The sequence below is a fragment of the Halopseudomonas bauzanensis genome, assembly GCF_900114735.1.
In the GTDB taxonomy this organism is placed as follows: domain Bacteria; phylum Pseudomonadota; class Gammaproteobacteria; order Pseudomonadales; family Pseudomonadaceae; genus Halopseudomonas; species Halopseudomonas bauzanensis.
Map to the genome: position 1 here is coordinate 51,411 of NZ_FOUA01000008.1, position 26,732 is coordinate 78,142.

Sequence of the window (26,732 nt, forward strand, 5' to 3'; positions counted from 1 at the left end):
TATGGACCGGCTCGCGGGTATCGCGCTGGCGGATTGGCGGGCCCAGGCGCGGGAGTTCGAGTTCCGTGGTCATCAACTGCGGTATTGGGAGGCCGGGCAGGGCGAACCGCTGCTTCTGATCCACGGTTTCCCCTCGGGTTCCTGGGATTGGCATTACCTGTGGCAGCCACTCGCTGAGCGCTACCGGGTGATTGCCTGCGATATGCTGGGTTTCGGCTTTTCCGCCAAGCCGCGTGGGCATGCCTACAGTTTGTTGGAACAGGCTGATATCCAGCAGCACCTGCTGCAGATCCTGGGCGGGTCGCACTATCACATCCTGGCCCATGACTACGGCGACAGCGTGGCCCAGGAGCTGCTGGCCCGGGATCTGGAGGGTGAGCGGCAAATGGGCAGCCTGTGCTTTCTCAATGGTGGGCTGTTTCCAGAAACCCACCGGCCGGTGCTGCTGCAGAAATTGCTGATGAGCCCCATTGGCTTTCTGATCGGTCGGCGGTTCAGTCGGGAGCGGCTGGCGGCGAATTTCGGCAAGGTGTTCGGTGCCGATACCCAGCCGGACGAGCAGGAGCTCGATGCTTTCTGGGCCATGATCGAAGCCAATAATGGCCCGGCGGTGATGCACCGGCTGATTGGCTATATGGCTGAACGGCGGGTGCACCGCGAGCGCTGGGTCGGTGCCATGCAGCGCACCTCAGTGCCGCTGCGGGTGATCGACGGCGCGGCTGATCCAATCTCCGGTGCCCATATGGTGGCGCGGTACCGGGAGTTGATCCCGCAGCCCGACACCATGCTGCTGGAGGGTATCGGGCATTACCCGCAGGTCGAGGCGCCGGAGCAGGTATTGGCCGGCTACCTGGCTTTCCGCGACAGGCTGAACTGAGTCGGGCAGCGCCGCTGCCCGCGCCTCATTGCTGTTCGTCGCGCAGGAACACCAGCTTGTCGGGGCTGGAGCTGGCCTTGTCGAAGTAGTAACCCTCGAGATTGAAATCCTTCAGGCCTTCCGGATCGCTGAGGCGCTCCTTGATGACATAGCGCGCCATCAGGCCGCGGGCTTTCTTGGCGTAGAAGCTGATGATCTTGTATTGGCCGTTCTTCTGATCCTTGAACACGGTCTCGATCAGCCGACCCTTGAATGCCTTGGGTTTGACCGCGCCGAAGTATTCCTGGGAGGCGAGATTGAGCAGCACATCATCGCCTTGTTCCTGCAGGTCCTGATTCAACCAGTCGGTGATGTGATTGCCCCAGAAGGCATACAGATCCTTGCCGCGTGGGTTGACCAACTTGGTGCCCATTTCCAGCCGGTAGGGCTGCATCAGGTCCAGCGGCCGCAAAATGCCGTACAGGCCGGACAGCATGCGCAGATGCTGTTGGGCGAAGTCGAAGTCGGCTTCGCTGAAATCCTCAGCCTGCATGCCGGTGTAGACGTCGCCTTTGAATGCCAGCAGCGCCTGCTTGCTGTTCTCGGTCGTGAAATCATCACTGTAGCTGCCGAAGCGGGCGACATTCAGCGCGGCCAGCTTGTCGGACAAGGACATCAGCTTGGCGATGTCCTGGGGGGACTTGTCCCGGAGCACGTCGATCAGCTCCCGGCTGTGCTCCAGATAGCGTGGCAGGGAATGGCGCTCGGTGGCCGGGGCTGTCTCGTAATCCAGGGTCTTGGCAGGGGAAATCACCATCAGCATGGCTAGGGCTCCTTGAAATGCAATGCCCGTCATTATGCCGCAAGCGAGACGCGAAGGCTGCTTATGGTGCCGATAAAGCCAGTCAATGGAACGGGCCGGGCAGGGGTGCCCGACCCGATTGGGTCACAGGTGGGTTTCGGCGTATTCCGCCAGCACGGAGCGTGGTACGCCCTGCAGGTGGATATGCACGCCATGGGGGAAGTCTTTGAAGCACTCGGTCAGATAGGTCAGCCCCGAGCTGGTGGCGTTCAGATAGGGCGTATCGATCTGTGCCAGGTTGCCCAGACAGACCACCTTGGAGCCGGCACCGGCGCGGGTAATGATGGTCTTGATCTGGTGCGGGGTGAGGTTCTGGCTCTCGTCGATCAGGATAAAGCTCTGCTGGAAGCTGCGCCCGCGGATGTAGTTCAGCGACTTGAACTGCAAGGGTACCCGGTCGAGGATGTATTCCACGCTGCCATGGGTGCACTCATCATCCATATGCAGAGCTTCGAGGTTGTCGGTGATTGCCCCCAGCCAAGGCTCCATCTTCTCCTTCTCGGTGCCCGGCAGAAAACCGATATCCTCGTCCAGCCCCTGGGTGCTGCGGGTGGCAATGATGCGCCGGTAGGTCTTGCTGACCATGGTCTGCTCGATGGCCGCGGCCAGCGCCAGGATAGTCTTGCCCGAGCCGGCAGCGCCGGTGAGGTTGACCAGATGAATATCCGGGTCCAGCAGCGCGTGCATGGCCAGTGCCTGGAACAGATCACGTGGCCGCAGCCCCCAGGCTTCCTGATGCATCAGCGGCTCGCGGTGCATGTCCAGCAATCGCAGATCCCGCCCATCGACTGCCTTGACCTGACCGACGAAGCCCTGCTCATCGATGATGAAATCATTGATATGCAGGGCCGGCAGGTTGTCGGTGAGTTGAACATCATGCAATGTCTGGCCGGTAAGCTGGCTAGTTTCCACTTTGCTGGCGCGATCCCAGAACGAGCCCTCGATCTGGTGGTAACCGCGGGCCAGCAGGCTGATGTCATCCAGCAGTTGGTCGGTATGGTAGTCCTCAGCGTCGATACCGCAGGCTCGGGCCTTGAGGCGCATGTTGATGTCTTTCGATACCAACGCAATGCGGTTGTCCGGATGGCGTATCTGCAATTGGCAAAGCTGGTTGATGATCTTGTTGTCGTTGAGATCGTTGGGCAGGCAGTGAGCGGGGAGAGGTGCCTTGTCCATCAGGATGGCGAGAGTGCCGTTGGGTTTCAGTTTGCCGCGTTGGATGGGAACGCCTGATTCGACCAGTTCGGGTGGTGCATCGGCCAGGGTCTGGTCGATCAGTCGGATTGCCTGGCGGCAGTCCGCTGCGGTGCTGGTCTTGCCGGATTTGAGCTTATCGAGTTCTTCAAGGACGGTCATCGGGATGATGACGTGGTGTTCTTCGAAATTGAGCAGTGCGTTGGGGTCGTGGATGAGAACGTTGGTATCAAGTACGTAGAAGGTGTGTCGGGTCGCTCCGCACGCTTCCATGGGCTATTACCTCGCAATGGTCGCAGTCACGAGACTGGATCAGGCGCCGGTCCGCACCTGGCAGTCCGCAAGGCCGACTCGCATTACCTGGCGGTATCAATGGATCACTGCCAAGCATCGGTCGGTTAATTGAGGTATAGCGCAAATCATGTGACAGCAACAAGCGTCATGGCGCAGAAAAATGACAGTTTTTGACTGGCGGGGCGGGGCGATGGCTCGCCCCGGCTCTTGCATTGCGCGTCAACGACGGTCCCGTCGGCCATCCCGGCGGTTGCTCGAACGCTTGCGGTTGGCTGCCGCCGCAGCGGCCTGTTCGGCTTCGTTGGCGTCGCTGGCGGCTTTCTCCTCCGCGGTGCGCTGAAGCTTGGGCACGGGCTTGAGGTAGATCTCCTCCGGTGGGATGCAATCGAGCTTGCCGCCCAGCAACTCCTCGATCGGCGGCAGCTGGAAGGCGTCATCTTCACCGGCGAAGCTGATGGACGTGCCCTTGGCGCCGGCGCGACCGGTACGACCGATGCGGTGTACGTAGTCTTCCGGATCGTCCGGCAGGGTGTAGTTGATCACATGGCTGATGCCATCGATATGGATGCCACGGCCGGCCACATCGGTAGCGACCAGTACCCGCAGCTTGCCCTCGCGGAAGTTCTCCAGGGTGCGTACCCGCTTGTTCTGTGGCACATCGCCGGAGAGCTGGGCGGCATTCACGCCATCGCGGACCAGGCGCTCCTGGATGCGGCGCACTTCATCCTTGCGGTTGGCGAAGACCATGACCCGTTCCAGTTCGAGCTGGGTAACCAGGTTGAACAGCAGCTTGTACTTGTCACTGCCGCTCACGGCATAGACCTTCTGCGTGATGTTCTCCGAAGCGGGCCGTTCCGGCTCGATTTCGACGATGGCCGAGTCGACCGTCCATTGCTGCGCCAGGTTCATGACGTCATCGCTGAAGGTGGCGGAGAACAGCAGCGTCTGGCGGTCGCCCTTGCGCGGAGTCTGGCGGATGATCTGCCGCACCTGGGGAATGAAGCCCATATCCAGCATGCGGTCGGCTTCATCGAGTACCAGCACCTCGACCAGATCCAGGTGCACTTCACCGCGGTTGCAGAAGTCCAGCAACCGGCCGGGGGTGGCCACCAGAATGTCGCAGTACTTGCGTTCCAGCTGCTTGAGCTGCTTGTCGTAATCCATGCCGCCGACAAAGCCCATGACATTCAGGCCGCAGTGCTTGGTCAGCCCTTCGGCGTCGCTGGCAATCTGCATGACCAATTCGCGGGTCGGGGCGATGATCAGCGCCCGGGGCTCACCCATGAAACGCTCATCCGGTGGCGGGGTTTCCAGCAACTGGGTGATGGTGGAAATCAGGAACGCCGCAGTCTTGCCGGTACCGGTCTGGGCACGGCCAATGGCATCGTGGCCGAGCAGGGTGTTGCCCAGCACTTCGGCCTGGATCGCGGTGCAATAACTGAAGCCCTGGTCCTGAATGGCGCGCATCAGGCTGTCAGGCAGCGGGAAGTCATGAAAGCGCGTCTTGCCCTCGGCCGGTTCGACCGCGAAATCCGCAAGCGTCCAGGGTTTGGCTGGCGGCGGGGTGGCGCGCGGTTTGCTCTGGCGGCTGCGCTTGGGGCGGGCTTCACGCTGGTCCTGCTGGGCTGCGGCAGGCGGCGTCGGCGGCTCGGGAGCCGGGCGTATCGGTGCGGCCGCCGGCTCGATATGCGTCTCATGGTGCGGAGCCGGTGTCTTGCCCGGCTTGAACAGTTTTTTCAGTGCCTTTAGCACAATCGTCTCTCGATGTGATATGGGATCACCGAGCAGTGTAAAGGAAGCTCTGAAAAACTACTATGCGCAGCGGTATTGCCGCCCGGTCAGAGTCCCAGGCGGCTGACCAGCCAGGCGCGGATATCACTGATCTCTTGCGGGCACACTTCATGGGCCATGGGATAGCTGTGCCATTGAGTGGCATATCCCGCCTGCTGCAGCAGGTCGTGGGCGCTGCGGCCCATCTCCGGTTGCAGGATGTCGTCATACAGGCCATGGGCAAAGAATGCATTCAGCTTCGGACCCTGGTGGTCGGTCAGCAGCTGTTGGAGGGTGGGGCCATAGGTCGACAGCGCCATGATGCCACCCAGCGGCAGCCCACTTTCCAGCGCGGTATGCATGATCACCGCGCCGCCCTGGGAAAAGCCGGCCAGAATGATACGCTCGGCAGCGATGCCGGCAGTGATCTGTTCATCGATCAGCCCGCGCACCATGGCTACGGATTCGGCCAGTTGCGCCATGTTCATCACCCGCTGGGGTGTCACCGCGAGAATGTCGAACCAGCACGGCATGGGATAGCCACCGTTGATGGTCACCGGGCGGGTCGGTGCCTGGGGAAAGATGAAGCGCACCCGGTGATCGGTCGGCAATTCCAGCGCCTTGACCACCGGCACGAAATCGTACCGATCCGCGCCCAGGCCGTGCAGCCAGATAACGCAGGCATCGGCCGGCTGGGGAGATTCGATGATCAGGGCTTGGTTGGACATGATGTTCCTCAGGTTTATCAGGCGCGCGACATGAACTTGCCGCTTTCGGTATTGATGCGGACCACTTCGCCGGTTTCCAGGTATTCCGGAATCTGGATTTCCAGGCCGCTGGCGAAACGGGCGGTCTTGGTACGGGCGCTGGCGGAGGAGCCCTTGATCGCCGGGGGCGTTTCCTCGATGGCCATTTCCACTACTGCCGGCAGCTCCACACCCACCAGATTGCCTTCCACTACCAGACCGTAGAGGCCCGGAATGCCATCATGCAGATAAGGAATCTGTTCCTCAAGGGCATCGGCGTTCAGGGTGAACTGGGTAAAGTCCTCGTTATCCATGAAGGTGTAGCCGTCCATATCCTGGTAGAGAAACTGCACCGCGCGCTTCTGGAAGTCGATGGGCGCGAGGAAGTCATCGCCGGTCAGGCTCTGTTCCAGCTTCTGTTTGGTCTGCGCATGGTTGAAACGCACCTTGTACAGGGTCGTGCCGCTGCGTGAAGAGGGACTCTTCACGTCGATCTGGGACACGATATACGGCTGATTATTGATCTGGACGATCTGGCCTTTCTTCAGTTCGGCGGCTTTTGGCATCGGTCATGCTCGGTGGGCGGGGAAAACGCTATTGTGCGTTTTTCCCCGATTGGCGCGCAAGCTGCGACTCATCCCTTGTCGATGCTGATCAGTCGCTCCAGACCTTCATTGGTGCGCAGGTTGACATCCACCTGCCGGGTGGCGATCTCGATGTCGTTCTCGGCAAACAGGCGGTCGATTTCGCGGTTGGTTTCATCGATGGTCAGGTTGCGGTCGATCAACTGTCGCACGTGCATGCGCAGCTCGTGATCCAGGCGGTTGTCATTGAAGCCGAGGAACAGCACCATCGGCTCCGGCTCGTCCAGAACCCGGGGGTTGTCTTCGGCAATCTGCAACAGCAGGCGGCGCACCAGGGTGACATCCGAGCCATAGGCGACGGCAATCTTCACCGTGACCATGGTGATGGTATCGGACAGTGACCAGTTGATCAGATGTTCGGTAACGAAGGTCTTGTTGGGGACAATGATTTCCTTGCGATCGAAATCGATGATGGTGGTGGCGCGGATGCGGATGCGGTTGACCGTGCCCGACAGGTTGCCGATGGTTACCACATCGCCGATGCGCACCGGCCGCTCGAAAAGGATGATCAGCCCCGAGACGAAGTTGGCGAAGATCTCCTGCAGGCCGAAACCCAGCCCCACCCCGAGCGCTGCCACCAGCCACTGCAGCTTGTTCCAGCTGACGCCCAGGGTGGCCAGGCAACCGATGATGCCGACGCTGACGATGATATAGCTCAGCAGCGTGGTTATGGCGTAACTGCTGCCCTGGCGCAGCTCCATGCGCGATAGCACCAGTATCTCCAGCAGTCCGGGCAGGTTGCGGGCCAGCATGACGGTCAGAATGACGATAATGACCGCGCCCAGCAGGTCGCCGGCGCTGAGTGGCGCCATCAGCGGATTGTCCGCGGTGCCGCTGTTGTATTCCCAGAGGGTGATGGACTCCAGATAGGAAGCGGCGCTGAGCAAGTCGGACCAGACCAGATACACCAGTACGCCGAACAGCACCAGCAGGCCCAGACGGGCCAGACGCAACGACTGCTGATTGATCTGCTCCAGCTTGAGTTCAGGTATCTCCACCGGTGTTTCATGCTCGGCGCCATTGGCCTGTTCCTCGGCCTGGCGTTTGCTGATGGCCCGCTGGTAGGCGAGGTGACGCCCAGCCACACCCAGATTGCGCACCACAATGCCCTGCAGCAATATCCAGGCGGCGATCAGGTACAGGGTATCGATCATCCGGTCCGCCAGGCGGATGGCGGTGAAGTGATAGCCCCAGATGGTCATCCCGGCCAGCACCAGCGGCAGCAGGATGAGGATCAGCGAGGCACCGAAATGGAAGATCCGCGAATTGTTCAGCGGCTCGCTCCGGCGCATCAGGCGTCCGACCAGCAGGCTGAACAGCGACAGGGTGATGATCATCACCACTCGGCCCACCACATCCTTGTCCAGATGCTCCGGGTTGGTGGACCCCAGGCTGATGATCAGCACCATCGGCAACAGTACCCAGGCCAGGTGGCGGGTCAGCTTGCGCAGGCGCGCGACCTTGATGGCGGACCAGCGGAAATGGCGGATGGTAATGCCCTGTGGGTCGAACAGGCGATACATCAGGTGCAGCGCGAACCAGCTAACCGAGAGCTGCAACAACGCCCGCCCCAGCCTGGGCATGGCGGGGGTATCACCGAACACCAGGCCGAAGCCGGCGCCGCCCAGCAGGATAGGCAGCGGCAATACCGAGACCGCCGTCAGCAGCAGAGCGAGGGGCGTGGTGCGTTGGCTGTCGAGCCGGTAGTGGCCGACTTCTCCATGAAGCTGATTCAGGCGGTTGACCAGGCGCTTGCGCAATAGCAATGGAATGCTGGCCACGGCCAGTAGCAGGGCGAGCCAGCCGGGGTGATCCCAGAGCGTCAACAGCAGCAGCTTTATCTGCGCCAGCGGCTGCAGATTCTGTAATTGGGACAATATCTGTTGTGGCAGGTTGAGCAGCCACTCGCGGTTGATCGGCGGATTGCTGGCCACCCAGAACAACTGATCATCGATGGTTTGTCGCAGCTTGGTGCTGAGTTGCTGCAGCTGGTTTTCGCTGATCTGCAGGGCGATGGCTTCACCCAGCAGGGTATTGATATGGACGCTGAGTTGTTCGACCAGGGTTCCCCGGCTGCGGATCAGCTGCAGCAGGTCGTCGCGCAACTCGTCCCGCTGGGCCTCAGGCAATTGATTCAGTAGCCGGGTGAGATAGGCGTCCTGATTGCGCAACTGTTCGCGCAGCTGGTTGATCTCGAACTGGCGCAGGCGCATGTCCGCTACCGAGTCGGCGAGGGTGCGGTCGATCTGCACCGCCGGCAGCGCCTGCTTTTCCTGATGCAGGATACGCGACAGGAGCACGCTGCCCTCCAGTACGCTGATCTGCTGGTCCAGAGCGCTTTCCTGCTGGGTGAGCTGATCGATCTGCTGGGTCGTCTGGATATTGCGGCGCGACAGGGTACTGATTCGATTCGATGATGCGAGCAGCTCCTCGCTGATCCGCTGATTGATCAGGCTCTGCTCGTGCAGCAACTGGTGGTTGCTGATCTGCTGTGATTCGGCGGTTGTATCGCTGATCACCTGTTCCGACAAGCTGCGGCGCTTCTCGTCAATCACGTCCTGCAGGACATTGATTTCCTTATCGATGTTGCCGAGTTCGGCGAGCAGGTGGCGGCGCTTGCCGTTGGCCAGCTCCAACAGCGTATTGTTCGCCGACAACTGCTGGCGCAGCAGCGCGCTGGATTGTTCCAGGCTGACCAGTTCGGCCTCCGCCGCCTCGATTCGGGCCTGGTTGAGCTGGTTCTGCGGCTGGCGTTGCAGTTGGCGCAATTGCTCGTTGAGCTCATTGGTCCGCGCCTGGTTGGCGGAAATCCGGCTCTGGGTTTTTTCCGGGCGGGTTTCGGCGGCGATCAGTTCACTGTTGACGGCCGTCAGCTCGTTCTGCCAGTCATACATCCGGGCGACCTGATCGCCCAGGGTGGCATCCAGGGTCTGCAGCGTGCCGGCGGCAAACCGCTGGCGCAGGCGCTCTTCATTGACTGGACCCAGGGCTTCGGTCTGTTGATTCAGCCGGCGCAGCTCTTCCGGCGCGTCGTCCAGAGTCGCCTGCAGCTCGGTCTGTTGCTCGCGCAGTGACTCGGTTCGTTGCAGTGAGGTCAGTGTCTGCTGCCAGGCTTCCTGCAACTGCTGCTGCTCGGCGGCGGACTTGCCGCTGTCGGGTAGGGCAGCGATAGCCTGCTGCAGGCGTTCGACGGGATTGGCACCGTCCTCGCTGTCCTGCGCATGGGCCAAGGGCAGGGCCCAGAACAGGCACGCGAGCAGAATCAATGGCAACAGGTGGAGGCGTGGCATGATAATGATAATCCGCGATGAACAAAGGGAAGCTTAGTCCCGAGTGCGTGCCAATGAAAGCAGCACCAAGGAACGACGCCTCGGACAATGCGGGTCAGGGGTTGGTTCAGGAGTGGCTGAGGAAGTGCTTACGTCATCGACGGAACGAAGATGAACATGGGGAGCGGCCCGCGGACCGGTAAAAAGGGTTCCGGCTGATCGGTGTCAGCCGGAACTCGCGCAGAAGCGGATTTAGAACCACCCGTCCTGCATTGCCATGCACGTTTGATCACGCGCATCCAGCAGGTTCAGCTCATGGTGGCAGGCAGGCACTTCCCAGGTCAGGAAGTAGCGCGCCGCCTGCAGCTTGCCCCGGTAGAAGCTCTCGTCAGAGGTATTGCCGCGGGCCAGACCTTCCTCGGCGCGAATCGCCTGCTCCAGCCAGCGCCAGCCGATCACTGCATGACCGAAGACCTTCATGTACAGCGCCGAGTTGGCCAGGGTTTCGTTGAGCTTGCCGCTGCCCAGGTCGGTGAGCAACGCCTGGGTGGTGGTCTGCAGGTGTTGCAGCAATTGCTCAAGCGGCTTGCGCAGTTCCTCCAGCGAGGCGTATTCGCCGGCACGCTGGATGCTGCTTTCGATCAGCCCGATCAATTGGCGTAGGCCAGCGCCCTTGTTCTGGGTCAGCTTGCGGGCCAGCAGGTCCAGCGACTGGATGCCATGGGTGCCTTCGTGGATCGGGTTCAGGCGATTGTCGCGGTAGTACTGTTCCACCGGATATTCGCGGGTATAGCCGTGACCACCGAGGATCTGGATCGCCAGCTCGTTGGCCTTGAGGCAGAACTCCGAGGGCCAGGATTTGACGATCGGGGTCAGCAGGTCCAGTAGTTCATTGGCCAGTTGCCGCTGCTCTTCGGTATTGCCGGTCTTGCCGTCATCCACCAATCGGGCGCAGAACAGGCCCAGATCGAAGGAGCCTTCGACATAGGCTTTCTGCGTCAGCAACATGCGACGGATATCGGCATGCTCGATCAGCGCCACCTGCGGGCTGGTCGGATCCTTGCCATCGGGGTGGCGACCCTGAGGGCGCTCGCGGGCGTAATCCAGCGAGTACAGGTAGCCGGCGTAACCGAGCATGATGGCGCCCATGCCGACGCCGATACGCGCCTCGTTCATCATCTGGAACATGTAGGCCAGGCCCTTGTGCGGCTCGCCGACCAGATAACCCACGCAATTGCCGTTGTCACCGAAGTTCAGTGCGGTGGATGTGGTACCGCGCCAGCCCATCTTGTGGAACAGGCCCGCCAGCACCACATCGTTGCGCTCGCCCAGGCTGCCGTCATCATTGACCAGGAACTTGGGCACGATGAACAGGGAAATACCCTTCACTCCGGGCGGCGCGTCGGGCAGCTTGGCCAGCACCATGTGCACGATGTTTTCCGACAGCGGATGGTCGCCACCGGAAATGAAGATCTTGTTGCCCTTGATGCGGTAGGTGCCGTCGCCAGCCGGCTCGGCACGGGTACGCAGATCGGACAGGGAGGAGCCGGCGTGGGGCTCGGTCAACGCCATGGTGCCAAAGAAACGACCTTCGATCATCGGCTGGAAGAAGCGGCGCTTCTGGTCCTCTGTACCGAACTTGCCGATCAGGTTGCTGGCGCCCATGGTCAGCATCGGGTAGGACGAGGTGGCGATGTTGGCCGCCTGGAAGTGCGCGAAACAGGCGCGCGACAGCAGGTTCGGCAACTGCATGCCGCCTTCCTCGAAGCTGCGCCCGGCGTTCTGGAAACCGGCTTCAATAAAGGCGTCTACCGCCGGCTTGATCTCGGGGATCAGTACCGCTGCGCCGTCTACATACTCCGGCTCGTTTTCGTCGCTCTTGCGGTTGTGCGGGGCGAAGAACTTCTCCGCGATCTGGCGGGCTGTGGCCACGGCGGCATCGAAGGTTTCGCGGTTGTGATCGGCGAAGCGCTCGCGCTGGGTCAGTTCTTCAGCATCCAGCACTTCGTAGAGTTCGAATGCCAGGTTGCGTGGGTCGAGCAGGGTATCGGTCATGGCAGTTGCCCTTGTTGTGTTACCTCGAACTCGCCGTTCCCGGTTGGCTACCGACGTAATGCGCCGAGGTTGCAGATAATGATGTGCCGCAGTGTATGCGGCACATCATCGGTGGGGGAACAGCCATTGATGGGATTGATAAAGCGGAATCAGGAATTTTCAGAACAACCGCAGGGTCGGCTCATCCAGCGCAGCGCGCTGTTCGCGCAGGGTGAGGATCTGATCGGCCCAGTAGCGCTCGCTGGCAAACCAGGGGAAGTGCATGGGAAACGCCGGGTCATCCCAGCGCCGGGCCAGCCAGGCGCTGTAATGGATCAGCCGCAGACTGCGCAGGGATTCGATCAGCGGCAGCTGGCGCGGGTCGAAATCATGGAATTCGTTGTAGCCATCGACCAGTTCCGCCAACTGCGCCTGGCGCTGATCGCGCTCGCCGGACAACATCATCCACAGATCCTGGATCGCCGGGCCCTGGCGGCAGTCATCCATATCCACCATATACAGCAGCTCATCGCGCCACAGCAGGTTGCCGACATGCAGATCACCATGCAGGCGAATGGTCTGGTAGGGGTGCTCGCGGACGATGTCATCAATCCGTGCGAGCAGGTCATCGGCTACCGAGAAGTACGCCGGACGCAGGTTGGCGGGCACGCTGTCATGTTCACGCAGCCAGGCGATGCTGTCATGGCCGAAGTTCTGCACCGTCAATTCGGGGCGGTGATCGAAGGGCCGCATGGCGCCGACTGCATGAAGGCGACCCAGCAGGCGGCCGAGCATCAGCAGGTGGTCGGGGTTATCCAGCTCCGGTGCGCGACCACCGAAGCGCTTGAACAGGCTGAAACGGAAGCCGGCGAATTCGAACAGGGTCTGGCCTTCGACCTGCATCGGCGGAATGACCGGAATGTCCCGTTCGGCCAGTTCCAGAGAGAACTGATGCTCCTCCAGTATCGCCCCGTCGCTCCAGCGGTCCGGGCGGTAGAACTTGGCGATCAGCGGCTGGCCATCCTCGATCCCGATCTGGAACACGCGGTTCTCGTAACTGTTCAGCGTCAGGGTGCGGGCATCGCTGATAAAACCCAGCGACTCCACCGCATCCAGCACGGTATCAGGGGTCAGCAGGGCGAACGGGTGACTCATCGACAATTCCTCTGAGCTCCGGGCGATAGCAGCGCAGGAGAGGCTGCCCGCGTGGAGCTATTCAATTGTCCGCAGCTTACAGGTAATCCCCGGCGCGTTGTAGGCGCGCAGCCATCTACCAAGGAGCTTAGCGGCCAGGCCGCGAACAGGTCGCAGAGAAATGACGCCTGCGCCAGCCACCTATGGGGTGCGCGCCACACACCAGATACTGACACTCGCCGCCCCGGCAGCCAGCAGGGTGCGGCTGGCTTCGTTGATGGTGGTGCCGGTGGTCACAACGTCATCGATCAGCGCGATATGCTTGCCGGCCAGACGTTCGGGTTGGCGGCAGGCAAAGGCATTCTGCAGATTCTGCCGGCGCGCCTGGGCGTCGAGACCTTGCTGGGGCGCTGTCGAGCGCTGGCGCACCAGGGTTTTGCGGTCCAGTGGCAACTTCAGCAGGCGGGCGATCGGGCGAGCCAGTTCCAGTGCCTGGTTGTAGCCCCGTTGCGCCTGGCGGGCGCGGTGCAGTGGCATGGGTATCAGCATATCGGGAAGGGCTAAGCTATGCTCCTGGTAATGATGGACGACTGCCTGGTGCAGCAGGCGGGCGAGCAGCCGGCCATAGGTCAGTTGGTGGTTGTACTTGAAGGCCGGGATCAGGCTGTCGAGCGGAAAGCGGTAGCAGAACGGGGTGATCACCTGGGCGAAAGCGGGTGGCCGTTGCTGACACTGGCCGCATAGCTGGCCCGCCTGGGGTAAGGGTAGTGCACACTGTCGGCAGGCCGGACCCAGCCAGGGAAGATCCGCCAGGCAGCCATTGCACAGACATTCTGATATGCCGGCCGCAGAGCCGAGGCATAACAGGCAACGGTTGAATTGATCAAAATGCGTCCAGTTGTAAACCTTGATGATCATAAGTGGTTGACAGTCTCCCTGCCGTCATTATCATGCCTTGCATAAGAATCCCCACCGACTTCAAGGATATGCCTCGATGACCGCGCCCGTAACCCGCCACGACTGGAAACCGGCAGAAGTGCTGACTCTGCTGCGTCAACCTTTCAATGATCTGCTGTTCCAGGCGCAGACGGTGCATCGCCAGCATTTCGACGCCAACCGGGTGCAGGTTTCCACCTTGCTGTCGATCAAGACCGGGGCCTGCCCCGAGGATTGCAAGTATTGCCCGCAGTCCGGCCACTACAACACCGGCCTGGACAAGGAAAAGCTGCTGGAAGTGCAGAAGGTGCTGGACGAGGCCGCCGCGGCCAAGGCCATCGGCGCGACCCGTTTCTGCATGGGGGCAGCCTGGAAGCATCCTTCCGACAAGGATATGCCCTATGTGCTGCAGATGGTGCGTGGTGTGCGTGAACTGGGTCTCGAAACCTGCATGACCCTGGGCAAACTGACCAAGGAACAGACCGCTGCCTTGGCCGATGCCGGGCTGGATTACTACAACCACAACCTGGACACCTCGCCGGAGTTCTACGGCAACATCATCACTACCCGCACCTACAGCGACCGTCTGCAGACGCTGTCCTACGTGCGCGATGCTGGCATGAAGATCTGTTCTGGCGGGATTCTCGGCATGGGCGAATCGCTGGAGGACCGCGCCGGTCTGTTGATCCAGCTGGCAAACCTGCCGGAGCACCCGGAGAGCGTGCCGATCAACATGCTGGTCAAGGTTGCCGGCACGCCGTTGGAGAACGTCGAGGATATCGACCCCTTCGACTTCATCCGCATGCTTGCCGTCGCGCGGATCATGATGCCCAGGTCCCACGTGCGCCTGTCCGCTGGCCGTGAGCAGATGAACGAGCAGACCCAGGCGCTGGCCTTCTTCGCCGGTGCCAACTCGATCTTCTACGGCGACCGTTTGCTGACCACCAGCAACCCGCAGGCCGAGAAGGACATGCGCCTGTTTGACCGCCTGGGCATCAAGCCCGAAGAGCGCCAGGAACATGATGATGAAGTGCATCAGGCAGCCATCGAGCAGGCGCTGGTCGAGCAGCGCGACAGCCAGATGTTCACCAACGCGGCGGCGGTTTGAACGCCGCTGCGGGCTGCTAGCTATCCGCTTGAACGTGTTTGCCGATAACCGAACCTGACCCTGTGCGGCAAGCTGTTACTGACAGCCTGCCGCCCGCATCTGCGTGAGCCTATGCCTTTCGATCTTTCTTCACGCCTGGCCGAGCGCCGCGCCGCCCACCTCTACCGCCAGCGCCCGTTGCTGACCTCGCCGCAGGACGTGCATATAAGCGTTGATGGTCAGCCGCTGCTGGCTTTCTGCAGCAATGATTACCTGGGCCTGGCCAACCATCCCGAGATCGCCGAGGCGATGGTCGAAGGCGTACGCCGTTGGGGTGTGGGTGGTGGTGCTTCGCACCTGGTGATCGGTCACAGCGAGGCGCATCACCAGCTGGAAGAGGCGCTGGCTGCATTGACCGGTCGGCCGCGGGTGCTGCTGATGTCCAGCGGTTACACCGCCAACCTGGGGGCCATCACTGCGCTGGTCGGGCAGGGCGATACCGTATTGCAGGACCGGCTTAACCATGCCTCGCTGCTGGATGCCGGATTGCTGAGCGGGGCGCGCTTTTCCCGCTATCTGCACAATGATGTGGCGAGTCTGGAGAAGCGCCTGGCCAAGGCCACCGGCAACACACTGGTGGTTACCGACGGCGTGTTCAGCATGGACGGCGACCTGGCCGATCTACCCGCCCTGTGCGCCGCCGCCCGCCAGCGCGATGCCTGGGTCATGGTGGATGATGCCCACGGCTTCGGCTGTCTCGGCGCCACGGGCGCTGGCATAGTCGAGCAATACGGACTGGGCTTGGACGACGTTCAGGTACTGGTCGGCACCCTGGGTAAGGCCTTCGGTACCGCCGGCGCCTTTATCGCGGGCAGCGAAGAGCTGATCGAGACCCTGATCCAGTTTGCCCGACCCTATATCTACACGACCAGCCAGCCTCCGGCTGTGGCCTGGGCAACCTTGAAAAGCCTGCAATTGCTGCGTGATGAGAGCTGGCGCCGGGAGCATCTGGCGCGACTGATTGCGCGTTTTCGTGCCGGCGCCAGTGCGCTGGGGCTGCAACTGATGGACAGCGCCACGCCGATCCAGCCGCTGCTGGTTGGTGACAGTGCGCGGGCCATGCAGTTGTCCGCCGGCCTGCGCGAGCGCGGCATTCTGGTCACCGCCATCCGCCCACCCACAGTGCCGCAGGGCACGGCCCGGTTGCGGGTGACGCTATCGGCGGCGCACAGTGAAGCTGACATCGACCGCCTGCTGGAAGCATTGCAGCAGACCTTGAGCTATTTGCCGGAGATCGAGGCATGAAGAACATCACCCTGCTGCCGGGCTGGGCGCTGGCACCGCAGAATATGCAGCCGCTGCGTGAAGCACTGCTCGAGCGCCTTTCTGATATCAATGTGGACATCCTGCCGCTGCCGGCGATTCAGCTGTCCAGCCTGGAAACCGACCTGAGCAGCCTGGCCCAGCGGATCAAGCCCGGCGTGCTGATCGGCTGGTCACTGGGCGGCATGCTGGCGGTACAACTGCACCGGCGTTTCCCCGAGCACTTCGGACAGGTCGCCACCCTGGCAGCCAACGCCTGCTTCGTCGCGCGCAAGAGCTGGGCGGCGGCCATGTCCACGGAGACCTTCAAGGCTTTCTATAACGATTATCGCGAGGCGCCGGAGAAAACCCTCAAGCGCTTCGGCCTGCTGGTAGCCCAAGGCAGTGCCGACGCCCGGCAGCTGGCAAAGCAGCTGGCCTGGGACAATCAGGACCCCGAGCAGCGTCTGCACGGTCTGGCGGTGCTGGGCATGCTCGACAACCGCGTGGCCTTGAGCAAGCCGACCCAGCCGATGCTGCATTGTCTGGGCGCGCAGGATGCGCTGCTGCCGGAGGCGGCGGCGCAAGATCTTGCCATGTTGCATGAAGGGTCGCGGGTAGCAATCCATTCCCACGCCAGCCATGCCTTGCCGCTGGAACAGCCGCTGTGGCTGGCTGAGGAAATCGCCGGCTGGCTGGAGCGCCAGCATGCCTGAACAGCGGCCAGACAAGCGCCTGGTCGCCGACTCCTTCAGTCGTGCAGCTGCAACGTACGATCAGGCCGCCGCCCTACAGCGCGCGGTGGGCAGTAACCTGCTCGCGCGACTGCCCGCTGAATTTGCGCCGACTGAGCTGGTAGATCTGGGCTGCGGTACCGGTTATTTCAGTCGCGCTCTGCAGGCGCGTTATGGCCAGCAAGTGATCGGTCTTGATCTGGCCGAAGGCATGCTGCGCCACGCCCGGCAAACCAGCCCGCTGATCAGCGGCTGGGTGGCGGCCGACGCCGAAGCCTTGCCGCTGCGGGCGAACTCCCAGGACCTGATCTTTTCCAGCCTGGCGCTGCAATGGTGCCCCGACCTGGCTCGCGTGCTGCACGAAGCCTATCGGGTACTGCGCCCTGGCGGTTGCCTGGCATTCAATACATTGCTTGAAGGCAGCCTGCATGAGCTGCGCACCGCCTGGCGGGCAGTGGATGACTTCGTCCACGTCAACCGCTTCATGCCGGCGGAAGAGCTGCACAGCATTCTTGCGACGGGTGAATTCGGCGATTGGCGCTGTGAGGTCGAAGAGCACCAGTTGTACTACCAGCGCCTCGGTGAACTCACCCAGGAACTCAAGGCGCTGGGCGCGCATAACGTCAACCCTGGCCGCCCCGGTGGGCTGACCGGGCGGGCGCGGCTGCGCCGCCTGACTGACGCCTATGAGCCATTTCGCACTGATCAGGGGCTGCCTGCCAGCTGGCAGGTGGCGCAGATTCTCATGTTCAAACCCGCATGAAACGGAGACCCGACATGCCCCAGCGTTATTTCATCACCGGCACCGATACCGAAATCGGCAAGACCACCATCGCCGCCGGGTTGCTGCACGCAGCGCGGCAGCGCGGCTTGACCACCGCCGCGGTGAAACCGGTCGCAGCAGGTTGTGAAGTCACGCCGGAAGGTTTGCGCAACGACGACGCCCTGGCCTTGCAGGCCGAATGCTCGCCGCCGCTGGATTACGCTGCGCTCAACCCGGTAGCACTGGCGCCGCCGATCGCGCCGCATATCGCTGCCCGGGAAGCAGGGCTCCAGCTTTCCGCTAGCCGGCTCGCTGATGCCTGTTTCCGGGTCTTCGAGCGTGGTGCCGACCTGACATTGGTGGAAGGGGCTGGCGGCTGGCGAGTGCCGCTGAACGATGACCAGACTCTGGCCGATCTGGCCCAGGAGCTGGGCGAGCCGGTAATCCTGGTGGTGGGCTTGCGCCTGGGGTGCATAAATCATGCGCTGCTGACCGCCGAGGCAATCGCCGCCGACGGTCTGCGGCTGGCCGGCTGGGTGGCCAACCAGGTCGATCCGCAGATGGATCGCCAGCAACATAATCTGGAAACGCTCAAGGCGATGCTGTCGGCGCCCTGTCTGGGAGTAGTGCCGCGGGTGAAAGGGGGGCGGCCGGCGGAAATTGCCAAATACCTCGCACTGGATACGCTGCTCGAGCCGACCGCCGGTCTGTCATCCTGAAACGACATGTGCTTGAATGGGCATATTGCCACTATGTGAGCTTATGCCATGGCCTCGCTCGATCTACTTTCCTCCGGCTTTGACGCCGTACGTCAGGGTCAGTACCGCGCCAATACCGCCGCCGCAGAGATCGCCCGCGCCGGCGCGCCGATCAGCGCATCGGCGGCCGCCACCATTCCCCTGCAACCCGCCACCGGCCAGCCGGCGGCGACCACTCAGGTCGACAGCAACCGGCCGGTGAATCTGGCCAACAGCCTGGTCGAACTGCAGCAGGCGCAACGGGAAGTCGAGGCGGGTGCCTCGGTTATCGATACCGCCGATGAAGTGCTGGGTACGCTGATCGACATCCGGGCTTGACCGGTTTTCCCGGGCGTTATCCAACAGGCTGTTCGCGAGTAAGCCCGCTCCCACAATAGGATTCCTGATAATGGCTGAGCACCCGCTCGACCAGCGGAGTGCCTGAAATATCTTTCATCGAGCTGGTGCTCGACGCCCCCCAGGAATGCTGCGCTGCATAACGCACACGCCCGATCCCAACTCTGCGACCTTTACTGCTAATCTCGAACTTCACCATGTTCCCCGGTTTTTCATCCGGCGGGGCTTGACATTGCTGTGGCTGAAACGTAAGTTTCAAACACGCGTTTGAATGGGCCCTGTGGCTCGTCGCCGTCCCGAATCCTGAAATAATCGTTGAGGTCAGTACCATGCCAGAATACAAGGCTCCCCTGCGTGACATCCGTTTTGTTCGCGACGAAGTACTGGGTTATGAAGAACATTACAGCAGTCTGCCGGGATGCGAAGATGCTACTCCCGACATGGTCAGTGCCATTCTCGAGGAAGGTGCCAAATTCTGTGAACAGGTCATCGCCCCGCTGAACCGCGTCGGTGACACCGAAGGCTGCACCTGGTCTCCCGAGGGCGTGAAGACGCCGACCGGCTTCAAGGAAGCCTACGAGCAGTTCGTCGAAGGCGGCTGGCCGAGCCTGTCGCTGGACCCTGAGTACGGCGGCCAGGGCCTGCCCGACTCCCTGGGACTGGCCGTCAGTGAAATGGTTGGCCAGGCCAACTGGTCCTGGGGCATGTACCCCGGCCTGTCCCACGGCGCGATGAACACCATCGAAGCCCACGGCACCGACGAGCAGAAGCAGGTCTACCTGACCAAGCTGGTATCCGGCCAGTGGACCGGCACCATGTGCCTGACCGAACCCCATTGCGGCACCGACCTGGGCATGCTGCGCACCAAGGCCGAGCCGGCCAGCGATGGCAGCTACAAGATTTCCGGTACCAAGATCTTCATCTCCTCCGGTGAGCATGACATGGCCGAGAACATCGTCCACATCGTACTCGCTCGCCTGCCCGATGCTCCGGCCGGCACCAAGGGTATTTCCCTGTTCATCGTGCCCAAGGTTCTGCCGAACGCTGCTGGCGAAAACGGCGAGCGTAACGGTGTCAGCTGCGGTTCGCTAGAACACAAGATGGGTATCCACGGTAACGCCACCTGCGTGATGAACTTCGACGGCGCCACCGGCTTTTTGATCGGGCCGCCGAACAAAGGCCTGAACTGCATGTTCACCTTCATGAACACCGCACGCCTGGGCACCGCACTGCAGGGCCTGGCCCATGCCGAAGTCGCCTTCCAGGGTGGCATCAAGTACGCCCGTGAGCGTCTGCAAATGCGTGCTCTGACCGGCCCGAAAGCCCCGGAAAAGCCCGCCGACCCGATCATCGTGCATCCGGACGTGCGCCGCATGCTGCTGACCATGAAAGCCTTCGCCGAAGGCAACCGCGCCATGGTGTACTTCGCTGCCCAGCAGGTCGACATCATCAAGCGCAGCACCGACGAAGAGCAGAAGAAGCACGCCGATTCCCTGCTGGCCTTCCTGACCCCGATCGCCAAGGCGTTCATGACCGAAGTCGGCTTCGAAGCGGCCAACCACGGTGTGCAGATCTACGGTGGCCACGGCTTTATTTCCGAGTGGGGCATGGAGCAGAACGTGCGTGATTCGCGCATCTCCATGCTGTACGAAGGCACCACCGGTATCCAGGCGCTGGACCTGCTGGGCCGCAAAGTACTGATGACTCAGGGCGCGACCCTGCAGAACTTCACCAAGATCGTGCACAAGTTCTGCAAAGGCCAGGAAGGCAACGAGACCATTCAGGAATTCGTCGGCCCGCTGGCAACCCTGAACAAGGAATGGGCTGACCTGACCATGAAGGTCGGCATGGCTGCCATGAAGGACCGCGAGATGGTCGGTGCCGCCTCGGTGGATTACCTGATGTACTCCGGTTACGTCTGCCTGGCCTACTTCTGGGCCGACATGGCTCGCGTAGCTGCCGAGAAACTGGCTTCCGGCGAAGGCGATGCTGCCTTCTACAAGGCCAAGCTGCAGACCGCGCGTTTCTACTACCAGCGCATCCTGCCGCGTACCCGCACCCACGTTGAAGCCATGCTGTCCGGTTCTGCGAACCTGATGGACATGGACGAAGAGAGCTTCTCGCTGGGCTACTGATAGCCTCGCGTTGAGTGATCTGCGAAGCCGCTCCCGGTTGCCGGGGGCGGCTTTTTTGTTGTGTGGTGCGGCTGGTTCTGTGTCGGTGCATAGCCGGCTGGCCCTGACCGGACCCGCTCGAGCCGTCCATGGGCGCTCGTGTGGTGGCCTTCCCTGGCCACCACACGGTCCAGTCAGGGCCAGCCGGCTACGCACTTGCCAACTATATGCACGCTGATAGATTTTTTACGTCATTAGTGACAGGGCGACGGGTTATCCAGACTTGCTTTTGCTTTTACCAGCAGCAGCTTCGATGTAGGTAAGGGCTGAGCCGGTGGAGGTAGTGCGGACCGTCGATTGCCATGGATGGCAATCGCGAGCCTACATGGATGTATTCACGGCGTGTCCGCATTGCCTCCACCGGCTCGGCCCCACCCCGCAAGCCGCCCCAAGCCATCAACGAACAATCGACTAAACGCTATCCCACGCCAACCGCACCCCACTGAACTGCCACCGCGCCCATGCCGGAAAGAAGTTGCGATACGAAGCCCGGCTATGTCCTGTTGGCGTGGCCAGCGAGCCGCCGCGCAGGACCATCTGGTTGATCATGAACTTGCCGTTGTATTCGCCAACCGCTCCCGCAGCGGGCTGGAAGCCGGGGTAGGGCAGGTAGGCGCTGTTGCACCATTGCCAGACCTCGTCGAACAGACCTTCCAGCCGCTGTTCCTCGGAAGCGGCATATTCCCATTCCGCTTCGGTAGGCAGGCGAGCGCCGGCCCAGCGGGCGTAGGCATCCGCTTCATAGAAGCTCACATGGCTGAGGGTCGCATCTTCATTCAGCGGCTGCAGCCCGTGCAGGGTAAAGACCTGCCAGCCGGCGTCGTGGTGTTGCCAGTACAACGGAGCGTGCCAGCCTTCGCTGCAAACCTGATCCCAGCCGTCGGACAGCCACAACTCGGAGCGCTGATAGCCGCCGTCACGGATAAAGGCCAGGTACTCGCCGTTGGTCACATTGCGGCTGGCCAGGGAAAACGGCTCCAGCCAGACGCGGTGGCGCGGCAATTCGTTGTCATAACAGAACCCGCGGCCGGCATGACCAATATCCACCAGACCACCGTTGCAGTGCAGCCGCTCAGCGGTTGCACCAGAGCCTGCACGTTGATCATCACCGGTCTCCCGCCATGCCGGAAACAACGGATTACGGGAAAAGTGGTGTTTCAAATCGGTCAGCATCAACTCCTGATGCTGCTGCTCGTGATTCAGACCCAGCTCGACCAGTGCGACCTGCTCGGCAGGCATATCCGCTGCGGCGAGGGCTTGTTGCATGTGCTGATCGACATGGCAGCGATAGGCCAACACCTGCTCCAGCGTAGGCCGTGACAGCATCCCTCGTTCCGGTCGTGCGTGGCGGTCACCAACGCCGACATAGTAGGAATTGAACAGCACCTTGAAAGCGGGATCGAAGGGCGCTGGTGGCTGGGCCAGTGCCGCCAGGATGAACGTCTCGAAAAACCAGCTGGTATGGGCCAGATGCCATTTGAGCGGACTGGCTTCGGCGATGGATTGCAGTTGGCAATCCTCCGGCGTCAGCCCTTCGATCAGGTTCAGGCTGCGGTCGCGCACCTGACGGTAGCGGGACAGCAGCACGGCGGCTTCGGTGTGGGGTGGTTGCTGGGTCATCTCAAGACTCCGCCAGAAACACACCGAACCATTGCTGCGGATCGGTCCACAGGTGCTGACAATGGAACCCGGCCTCGGCCAGCAGGGCGCTGAAGCCATCGGTGGTGTATTTATGCGAATACTCGGTGAGGATATATTCGCCCCTGTGGAAGTGCCGCTCGGTGTGGCCCAGCCGAACACGATGCGGGTGTTTTGCTACCAGACGCATCTCGATCCGATTCTGCTCGCGGTCATAGACTGCCTGATGGACGAAGTTGGCCGGTTCGAAATCGGCATGCAACAGCTGGTTGACCATGCTCAGCACGTTCAGATTGAACGCGGCGGTCACGCCCTCGGCGTCATCATAGGCCGCTTCCAGAATAGGGCTGGGTTTCACCAGGTCGATGCCGATCAGTAGTTGCCCGCGAGCACCGCACTGCTGACGAATGCAGCGCAACAGGCGCAAAGCATCGGGGCGGGTGAAGTTGCCGATTGATGAGCCGGGATAGAAGAACACCGGCGGACTGGCGCGGTCTTCGGCAAGCAATTCGGCCAGATCGAGACGACGGGTGAAATCGCTGACTACGCCGATGCATTCCAACTCCGGATGATCATGGGCAATATCGGCCAGACAGCTTTGCAGAAAGTCGCCGGCAATATCGACGCCGATCAGCCTGGCCGGAGCGATATGTTGCAGCCAGCGGCGTGACTTGCTGCAGTCGCCGCAGCCCAGGTCAATCCATTGGGCGTGATTGACCAGCGCCAAGCTGATGTCATCCGCGCAGCGCTCGAAAATCGCCGCCTCGGTGCGGGTCGGGTAGTACTCCTCAAGCTCGCAGATGCGGGTAAACAGCTCGCAGCCGGTGTCATCGTAGAAGTATTTTGGATTGATGCGTGCCTGGGGTTGCAGGAGCCCATCGAGCAACTGCTGATATTCATTGTCGTGATCAGGCGGTAGCAGGTTTTCCAGGCGGGGGAGTGGCGTGGCGATATTCACGGCAGGTCCTGTGGCTTGATGTTCTATTTGAACCTAGCACATCAGCCACAGATCGCCATTACATGCTGCCGCGGGTTATTCCGCGTTTTCGACGACCTCACGGATCAGCTTGAACAGTTTGCGCGAGGCGGCCGGCGGCTTGCCTTCGGCTGCTTCCTTGCTGGCCTGACGCACCAATTGGCGGATGGTTTGCCGGTCGGCATCGGGGTAGGCTTCCATGAAGGCCTGCTGTTCGTCCGGCTTGCCAGTCAGCAGCCGGTCGCGCCAACGCTCCATTTGATGGAAGAACTGGGCATGGGCCTGGCTGCTGCTGTCGAGTCGGGCGAGGTACGCCTCGATTGCTTCCACATCTTGATCCCGCATCAGCTTGCCGACGAAGCTGAGGTGCCGCTTCAGCGCGCCTCGGGCGGTGTGGCGGTGGGCCTCGTCCAACGCCTTGCGCATCTCATCGGTGAGGTTGAGCTTTTCCAGCTGGTGAGGCTTGAGTTCGGTCAGTCGGCGCCCGAGCTCCTGCATGGCGTGCATTTCGCGTTTGACCTGACTCTTGCTCTTCTCATCATCCAGCTCGTCATTGTCGTGTTCTTCAGGAAAATCTGTCATGGTTTGCTGCCCGTTCACCGGTTCTGTTCAAGGCGTCATGATACCCGTTCACAGGGCGGCTGTCCGGGGTACAATGGCCGCCTACAAGGAGATCACATGACCGAACAGCTTCCTGTCCAGCACGATGACGACCCCAGCGCCCTATGCCAGCAGCTCGAGCAGCGCGTGGCATTCATTCTCGATGAGGCCCGTCGGCAAGGTGCTTCGGCCTGCGAGGTGGCGGTCAGTCAGAACACTGGCTTGTCCGTTGGCGTGCGCCGCGGTGAAGTTGAAACGGTGGAACTGAACCGGGACCGGGGCTTCGGCATCAGCCTGTATCTGGGCCAGCGCAAGGGCTCGGCCAGTACCTCGGATACGTCCGACGAGGCGATTCGCTCGGCGGTCGAGGCGGCCCTGGCGATCGCTCGCAATACCTCACCTGACAGTTATTCCGGCCTGGCCGATGCCGCACTGATGGCGAGGGATATCCCGGACCTGGATCTGTATCATCCCTGGGCGCTGGATGCTGATGCGGCCATCGAGCGGGCATTGAGCTGCGAGGCGGCGGCGTTGGCAATGGATCCGCGGTTGAGCAGTGACAGCGCCAACCTCAGCAGCCAGCAGGGTTGTCGGGTCTACGGCAACAGCCACGGTTTCATCGGCAGCTCGCTGGGAACCCGGCACAGCGCCTCGGCGGTCCTGATCGTCAATACTGAAGACGGTATGCAGCGTGACTACTGGTATACGGTGGATCGCAAGGCCGAGCGGCTGCTGGGCCCGCAAGCCCTGGGGCAGAAGGCTGCTGAGCGGGCACTGGCACGGCTGGGCGCCAAGCCGGTGAAAACCGCCAAGGTGCCGGTACTGTTTGCCGCTGATCAGGCGGCCGGTCTGCTTGGCAGTCTGGTCGGATCGATTTCCGGCGGCGCGGTTTACCGTCAGTCCACCTTCCTGCTGGATGCCATGGGTACTCAGGTATTTCCCGAGTGGGTCACCATCGATGAGCGTCCACACCTGCTGCAGGCGCTGGGCAGTGCCGGTTTCGACGGCGACGGCCTGGCGACCCGAGCGCAGAGCTTCATTCAGCAGGGCGTGTTGCAGAGCTGGGTGCTGAGCACCTACTCGGCCCGCCGGCTGAAGCTGGCCAGTACCGCCAATGCTGGCGGTGTGCATAACCTGCATATCAATGCCAACGCCGGTGACCTGCCGGCGCTGCTGCGGGAAATGGGCACTGGCCTGCTGGTCACCGAGCTGATGGGGCAGGGCGTCAATGGCGTTACTGGCGACTATTCACGCGGAGCCGGTGGTTTCTGGGTGGAAAACGGCGTGATCAGTCACCCGGTGCGGGAAGTGACCATCGCCGGCAACCTGAAGGACATGTTCGCCAACCTGCGCTGCGTCGGCTCGGATATCGAGCGTCGCGGCAACTACCTGACCGGCAGCTGGCTGGTGGATGGCATGACGGTGGGCGGGGCGTAGAGTCAGTCTTTAACGCCTGTTAGCGGGTTTGCCTGCTGACAGGCCCTGGCTGCGCTACTCGCCTTCACCAAAGTAATCATTGATCAGCCCGATCAGTTCCGCCATGGCCTGTTCGGCATGCTCGCCTTCACAACTGATGCAGATCTCGCTGCCCTTGCTGGCGGCCAGCATCATCACTTGCATGATGCTCTTGCCGTCGACCATCTGCTGCTCGTCACCACCGACCCTGACGCTGCACTCGTGCTGCTTGGCCACATTGACAAACTTGGCGGCTGCCCGGGCATGCAGGCCGAGTTTGTTGATGATGCGCACGCGTTCGGTCAGTTGGGTCATGGCAGGTCCCGGTGGCGGATGAGCAGGTTGGAGGAATGCACACTGAGCTCCCTGACCAGGCGTTCGGCGATATATACCGAGCGGTGATGACCGCCGGTGCAGCCGATGCCGATGCTCATGTAGCTGCGCTCACCAGCGGCATAGCGCGGCAGCCACTTCTGCAGAAAATAGAAGATGTCCTGGTACATGTCCTGAACATCGGGCTCGGCGTCCAGGTAATCGCGGATCTGCTGGTCCTTGCCGGAAAACGGCCGCAGGTCGGGCTTCCAGTAGGGATTGGGCAGGCAGCGAACGTCGAATACCAGATCGGCATCCACCGGCACGCCGCGTTTGAAACCGAACGACTGGATCAGGATCGACGGACTGTTGCTCTGGCTGCTGAGCAGACGCTGCTTGAGCAGGTCGCGTAGCTGATAGAGCGTCAGGTGACTGGTGTCGATCTTCAGGCTGGCCAGGTCGATGATGGGTTCGAGTAGCTTCAGTTCGGCCGCGATGGCTTCGCCGAGGGACAAGTTGCCGTCGGTTAACGGGTGCTTGCGGCGGGTTTCCGAGAAGCGCTTGATCAGTACCTCATCGGTCGCGGCAAGGAACAACACGTCGCAGTGAATACCGGCGTCGCGTACCTGCTTGAGCAGGTCCGGGAAGCGCTCGAGATCACTGGGCAGGTTGCGGGCATCGATGCTGATGGCGACCTTGGGCAGGCTCAGGTCGGTATTGTTGGCCTGCCGGGCCAACTCCGGCAGCAGGCCTGCCGGAAGGTTGTCGATGCAATAGAAACCATTGTCTTCCAGGAGGTGCAGAGCGGTACTTTTACCGGATCCGGATCGTCCGCTGACTACAACCAGGCGCATCAGT

The 26,732-nt window shown here is 61.7% G+C and carries 23 protein-coding genes; 9 read left to right on the forward strand and 14 right to left on the reverse strand.

From position 1 onward, the window contains the following. Position 1 precedes the first annotated feature (1 nt). Positions 2-877, forward strand: a complete 876-nt coding sequence (locus BM267_RS14970) for an alpha/beta fold hydrolase (protein WP_036992833.1) — start codon at positions 2-4, stop codon at positions 875-877. Between the two features lie 25 nt (positions 878-902). On the opposite strand, the gene yaaA is transcribed toward BM267_RS14970, so the two are convergent. The 9 genes from yaaA to BM267_RS15015 form a co-directional block, all read right to left on the reverse strand. After that, a complete protein-coding gene (gene yaaA, locus BM267_RS14975; protein ID WP_036992831.1) occupies positions 903-1,679 on the reverse strand; it encodes a peroxide stress protein YaaA in 777 nt (258 codons plus the stop codon). A 123-nt stretch (positions 1,680-1,802) separates the two neighbouring features. Further along, positions 1,803-3,185: a PhoH family protein gene (locus BM267_RS14980; protein WP_036992829.1), complete on the reverse strand. Its 1,383-nt coding sequence runs from the start codon at positions 3,183-3,185 to the stop codon at positions 1,803-1,805. A 240-nt stretch (positions 3,186-3,425) separates the two neighbouring features. Continuing rightward, positions 3,426-4,958: an ATP-dependent RNA helicase RhlB gene (gene rhlB, locus BM267_RS14985; protein WP_083392537.1), complete on the reverse strand. Its 1,533-nt coding sequence runs from the start codon at positions 4,956-4,958 to the stop codon at positions 3,426-3,428. Between the two features lie 86 nt (positions 4,959-5,044). Continuing rightward, the gene (locus tag BM267_RS14990; protein WP_036992827.1) at positions 5,045-5,704 is read right to left on the reverse strand and encodes an alpha/beta hydrolase; all 660 of its coding nucleotides are present in this window, start codon (positions 5,702-5,704) and stop codon (positions 5,045-5,047) included. A gap of 17 nt (positions 5,705-5,721) precedes the next feature. Then, positions 5,722-6,288 (reverse strand): elongation factor P-like protein EfpL, encoded by a 567-nt coding sequence (gene efpL, locus BM267_RS14995; RefSeq protein WP_036992826.1) that lies wholly within the window; start codon positions 6,286-6,288, stop codon positions 5,722-5,724. A 68-nt stretch (positions 6,289-6,356) separates the two neighbouring features. Next, positions 6,357-9,656: a mechanosensitive channel MscK gene (gene mscK, locus BM267_RS15000; protein WP_036992982.1), complete on the reverse strand. Its 3,300-nt coding sequence runs from the start codon at positions 9,654-9,656 to the stop codon at positions 6,357-6,359. 231 nt (positions 9,657-9,887) lie between these two features. Then, positions 9,888-11,690 carry an acyl-CoA dehydrogenase gene (locus BM267_RS15005; protein WP_036992824.1) on the reverse strand — a complete coding sequence of 601 codons (1,803 nt, stop codon included), beginning with the start codon at positions 11,688-11,690 and terminating at the stop codon, positions 9,888-9,890. 159 nt (positions 11,691-11,849) lie between these two features. Then, complete coding sequence (locus BM267_RS15010; RefSeq protein ID WP_036992823.1) at positions 11,850-12,824, reverse strand: serine/threonine protein kinase; 975 nt, start codon at positions 12,822-12,824, stop codon at positions 11,850-11,852. Between the two features lie 180 nt (positions 12,825-13,004). Beyond that, complete coding sequence (locus BM267_RS15015; RefSeq protein ID WP_036992822.1) at positions 13,005-13,721, reverse strand: ComF family protein; 717 nt, start codon at positions 13,719-13,721, stop codon at positions 13,005-13,007. A 76-nt stretch (positions 13,722-13,797) separates the two neighbouring features. On the opposite strand from BM267_RS15015, the gene bioB reads away from it, so the two are divergent. The 7 genes from bioB (at position 13,798) to BM267_RS15050 (ending at position 20,854) form a co-directional block, all read left to right on the forward strand. Further along, entirely contained in the window at positions 13,798-14,847 is a 1,050-nt protein-coding gene (gene bioB, locus BM267_RS15020; protein WP_036992820.1) for a biotin synthase BioB, read from the forward strand. Between the two features lie 111 nt (positions 14,848-14,958). Further along, positions 14,959-16,131 carry an 8-amino-7-oxononanoate synthase gene (bioF, locus tag BM267_RS15025; protein ID WP_036992818.1) on the forward strand — a complete coding sequence of 391 codons (1,173 nt, stop codon included), beginning with the start codon at positions 14,959-14,961 and terminating at the stop codon, positions 16,129-16,131. Further along, positions 16,128-16,844, forward strand: a complete 717-nt coding sequence (locus BM267_RS15030; RefSeq protein WP_036992817.1) for an alpha/beta fold hydrolase — start codon at positions 16,128-16,130, stop codon at positions 16,842-16,844. Before bioF ends, BM267_RS15030 begins: the two co-directional genes overlap by 4 nt. Next, positions 16,837-17,625 (forward strand): malonyl-ACP O-methyltransferase BioC, encoded by a 789-nt coding sequence (gene bioC, locus BM267_RS15035; RefSeq protein ID WP_036992816.1) that lies wholly within the window; start codon positions 16,837-16,839, stop codon positions 17,623-17,625. The genes BM267_RS15030 and bioC overlap by 8 nt, the downstream gene beginning before the upstream one ends. 14 nt (positions 17,626-17,639) lie before the next feature. Beyond that, a complete protein-coding gene (bioD, locus tag BM267_RS15040; protein WP_036992814.1) occupies positions 17,640-18,344 on the forward strand; it encodes a dethiobiotin synthase in 705 nt (234 codons plus the stop codon). A 48-nt stretch (positions 18,345-18,392) separates the two neighbouring features. Continuing rightward, on the forward strand, positions 18,393-18,701 hold the full coding sequence (locus BM267_RS15045; RefSeq protein ID WP_036992812.1) for a flagellar basal body rod C-terminal domain-containing protein: 309 nt from the start codon (positions 18,393-18,395) through the stop codon (positions 18,699-18,701). Positions 18,702-19,048: 347 nt separating this feature from the next. After that, positions 19,049-20,854, forward strand: coding sequence for a phenylacyl-CoA dehydrogenase (locus BM267_RS15050; protein WP_036992810.1), 1,806 nt, complete (start codon positions 19,049-19,051; stop codon positions 20,852-20,854). A gap of 450 nt (positions 20,855-21,304) precedes the next feature. Here BM267_RS15050 and egtB read toward each other — a convergent pair whose 3' ends face one another. The 3 genes from egtB to yjgA all read right to left on the reverse strand — a co-directional run bounded on the left by egtB (position 21,305) and on the right by yjgA (position 24,089). Beyond that, positions 21,305-22,513 carry an ergothioneine biosynthesis protein EgtB gene (gene egtB / locus BM267_RS15055; protein WP_036992809.1) on the reverse strand — a complete coding sequence of 403 codons (1,209 nt, stop codon included), beginning with the start codon at positions 22,511-22,513 and terminating at the stop codon, positions 21,305-21,307. 1 nt (position 22,514) lies between these two features. Then, entirely contained in the window at positions 22,515-23,489 is a 975-nt protein-coding gene (gene egtD / locus BM267_RS15060) for an L-histidine N(alpha)-methyltransferase (RefSeq protein ID WP_051611356.1), read from the reverse strand. 75 nt (positions 23,490-23,564) lie between these two features. Then, a complete protein-coding gene (gene yjgA, locus BM267_RS15065; RefSeq protein WP_036992808.1) occupies positions 23,565-24,089 on the reverse strand; it encodes a ribosome biogenesis factor YjgA in 525 nt (174 codons plus the stop codon). 96 nt (positions 24,090-24,185) lie between these two features. On the opposite strand from yjgA, the gene pmbA reads away from it, so the two are divergent. Then, positions 24,186-25,544: a metalloprotease PmbA gene (gene pmbA, locus BM267_RS15070; RefSeq protein ID WP_036992807.1), complete on the forward strand. Its 1,359-nt coding sequence runs from the start codon at positions 24,186-24,188 to the stop codon at positions 25,542-25,544. A 54-nt stretch (positions 25,545-25,598) separates the two neighbouring features. Here pmbA and BM267_RS15075 read toward each other — a convergent pair whose 3' ends face one another. Continuing rightward, positions 25,599-25,877: an HPr family phosphocarrier protein gene (locus tag BM267_RS15075; RefSeq protein WP_036992805.1), complete on the reverse strand. Its 279-nt coding sequence runs from the start codon at positions 25,875-25,877 to the stop codon at positions 25,599-25,601. Beyond that, positions 25,874-26,728 carry an RNase adapter RapZ gene (gene rapZ, locus BM267_RS15080; protein WP_036992804.1) on the reverse strand — a complete coding sequence of 285 codons (855 nt, stop codon included), beginning with the start codon at positions 26,726-26,728 and terminating at the stop codon, positions 25,874-25,876. The genes BM267_RS15075 and rapZ overlap by 4 nt, the downstream gene beginning before the upstream one ends. Between the last annotated feature and the right edge of the window lie 4 nt (positions 26,729-26,732).

Excerpts from the sequence above, each read along its gene's own strand:
- BM267_RS14970 (WP_036992833.1), top strand. The coding sequence starts at position 2 with ATGGACCGGCTCGCGGGTATCGCGCTGGCGGATTGGCGGGCCCAGGCG.
- yaaA (WP_036992831.1), bottom strand. The coding sequence starts at position 1,679 with ATGCTGATGGTGATTTCCCCTGCCAAGACCCTGGATTACGAGACAGCC.
- BM267_RS14980 (WP_036992829.1), bottom strand. The coding sequence starts at position 3,185 with ATGGAAGCGTGCGGAGCGACCCGACACACCTTCTACGTACTTGATACC.
- BM267_RS14990 (WP_036992827.1), bottom strand. The coding sequence starts at position 5,704 with ATGTCCAACCAAGCCCTGATCATCGAATCTCCCCAGCCGGCCGATGCC.
- efpL (WP_036992826.1), bottom strand. The coding sequence starts at position 6,288 with ATGCCAAAAGCCGCCGAACTGAAGAAAGGCCAGATCGTCCAGATCAAT.
- mscK (WP_036992982.1), bottom strand. The coding sequence starts at position 9,656 with ATGCCACGCCTCCACCTGTTGCCATTGATTCTGCTCGCGTGCCTGTTC.
- BM267_RS15005 (WP_036992824.1), bottom strand. The coding sequence starts at position 11,690 with ATGACCGATACCCTGCTCGACCCACGCAACCTGGCATTCGAACTCTAC.
- BM267_RS15010 (WP_036992823.1), bottom strand. The coding sequence starts at position 12,824 with ATGAGTCACCCGTTCGCCCTGCTGACCCCTGATACCGTGCTGGATGCG.
- BM267_RS15015 (WP_036992822.1), bottom strand. The coding sequence starts at position 13,721 with ATGATCATCAAGGTTTACAACTGGACGCATTTTGATCAATTCAACCGT.
- bioB (WP_036992820.1), top strand. The coding sequence starts at position 13,798 with ATGACCGCGCCCGTAACCCGCCACGACTGGAAACCGGCAGAAGTGCTG.
- bioF (WP_036992818.1), top strand. The coding sequence starts at position 14,959 with ATGCCTTTCGATCTTTCTTCACGCCTGGCCGAGCGCCGCGCCGCCCAC.
- BM267_RS15030 (WP_036992817.1), top strand. The coding sequence starts at position 16,128 with ATGAAGAACATCACCCTGCTGCCGGGCTGGGCGCTGGCACCGCAGAAT.
- bioC (WP_036992816.1), top strand. The coding sequence starts at position 16,837 with ATGCCTGAACAGCGGCCAGACAAGCGCCTGGTCGCCGACTCCTTCAGT.
- bioD (WP_036992814.1), top strand. The coding sequence starts at position 17,640 with ATGCCCCAGCGTTATTTCATCACCGGCACCGATACCGAAATCGGCAAG.
- BM267_RS15045 (WP_036992812.1), top strand. The coding sequence starts at position 18,393 with ATGGCCTCGCTCGATCTACTTTCCTCCGGCTTTGACGCCGTACGTCAG.
- BM267_RS15050 (WP_036992810.1), top strand. The coding sequence starts at position 19,049 with ATGCCAGAATACAAGGCTCCCCTGCGTGACATCCGTTTTGTTCGCGAC.
- egtB (WP_036992809.1), bottom strand. The coding sequence starts at position 22,513 with ATGACCCAGCAACCACCCCACACCGAAGCCGCCGTGCTGCTGTCCCGC.
- yjgA (WP_036992808.1), bottom strand. The coding sequence starts at position 24,089 with ATGACAGATTTTCCTGAAGAACACGACAATGACGAGCTGGATGATGAG.
- pmbA (WP_036992807.1), top strand. The coding sequence starts at position 24,186 with ATGACCGAACAGCTTCCTGTCCAGCACGATGACGACCCCAGCGCCCTA.
- BM267_RS15075 (WP_036992805.1), bottom strand. The coding sequence starts at position 25,877 with ATGACCCAACTGACCGAACGCGTGCGCATCATCAACAAACTCGGCCTG.
- rapZ (WP_036992804.1), bottom strand. The coding sequence starts at position 26,728 with ATGCGCCTGGTTGTAGTCAGCGGACGATCCGGATCCGGTAAAAGTACC.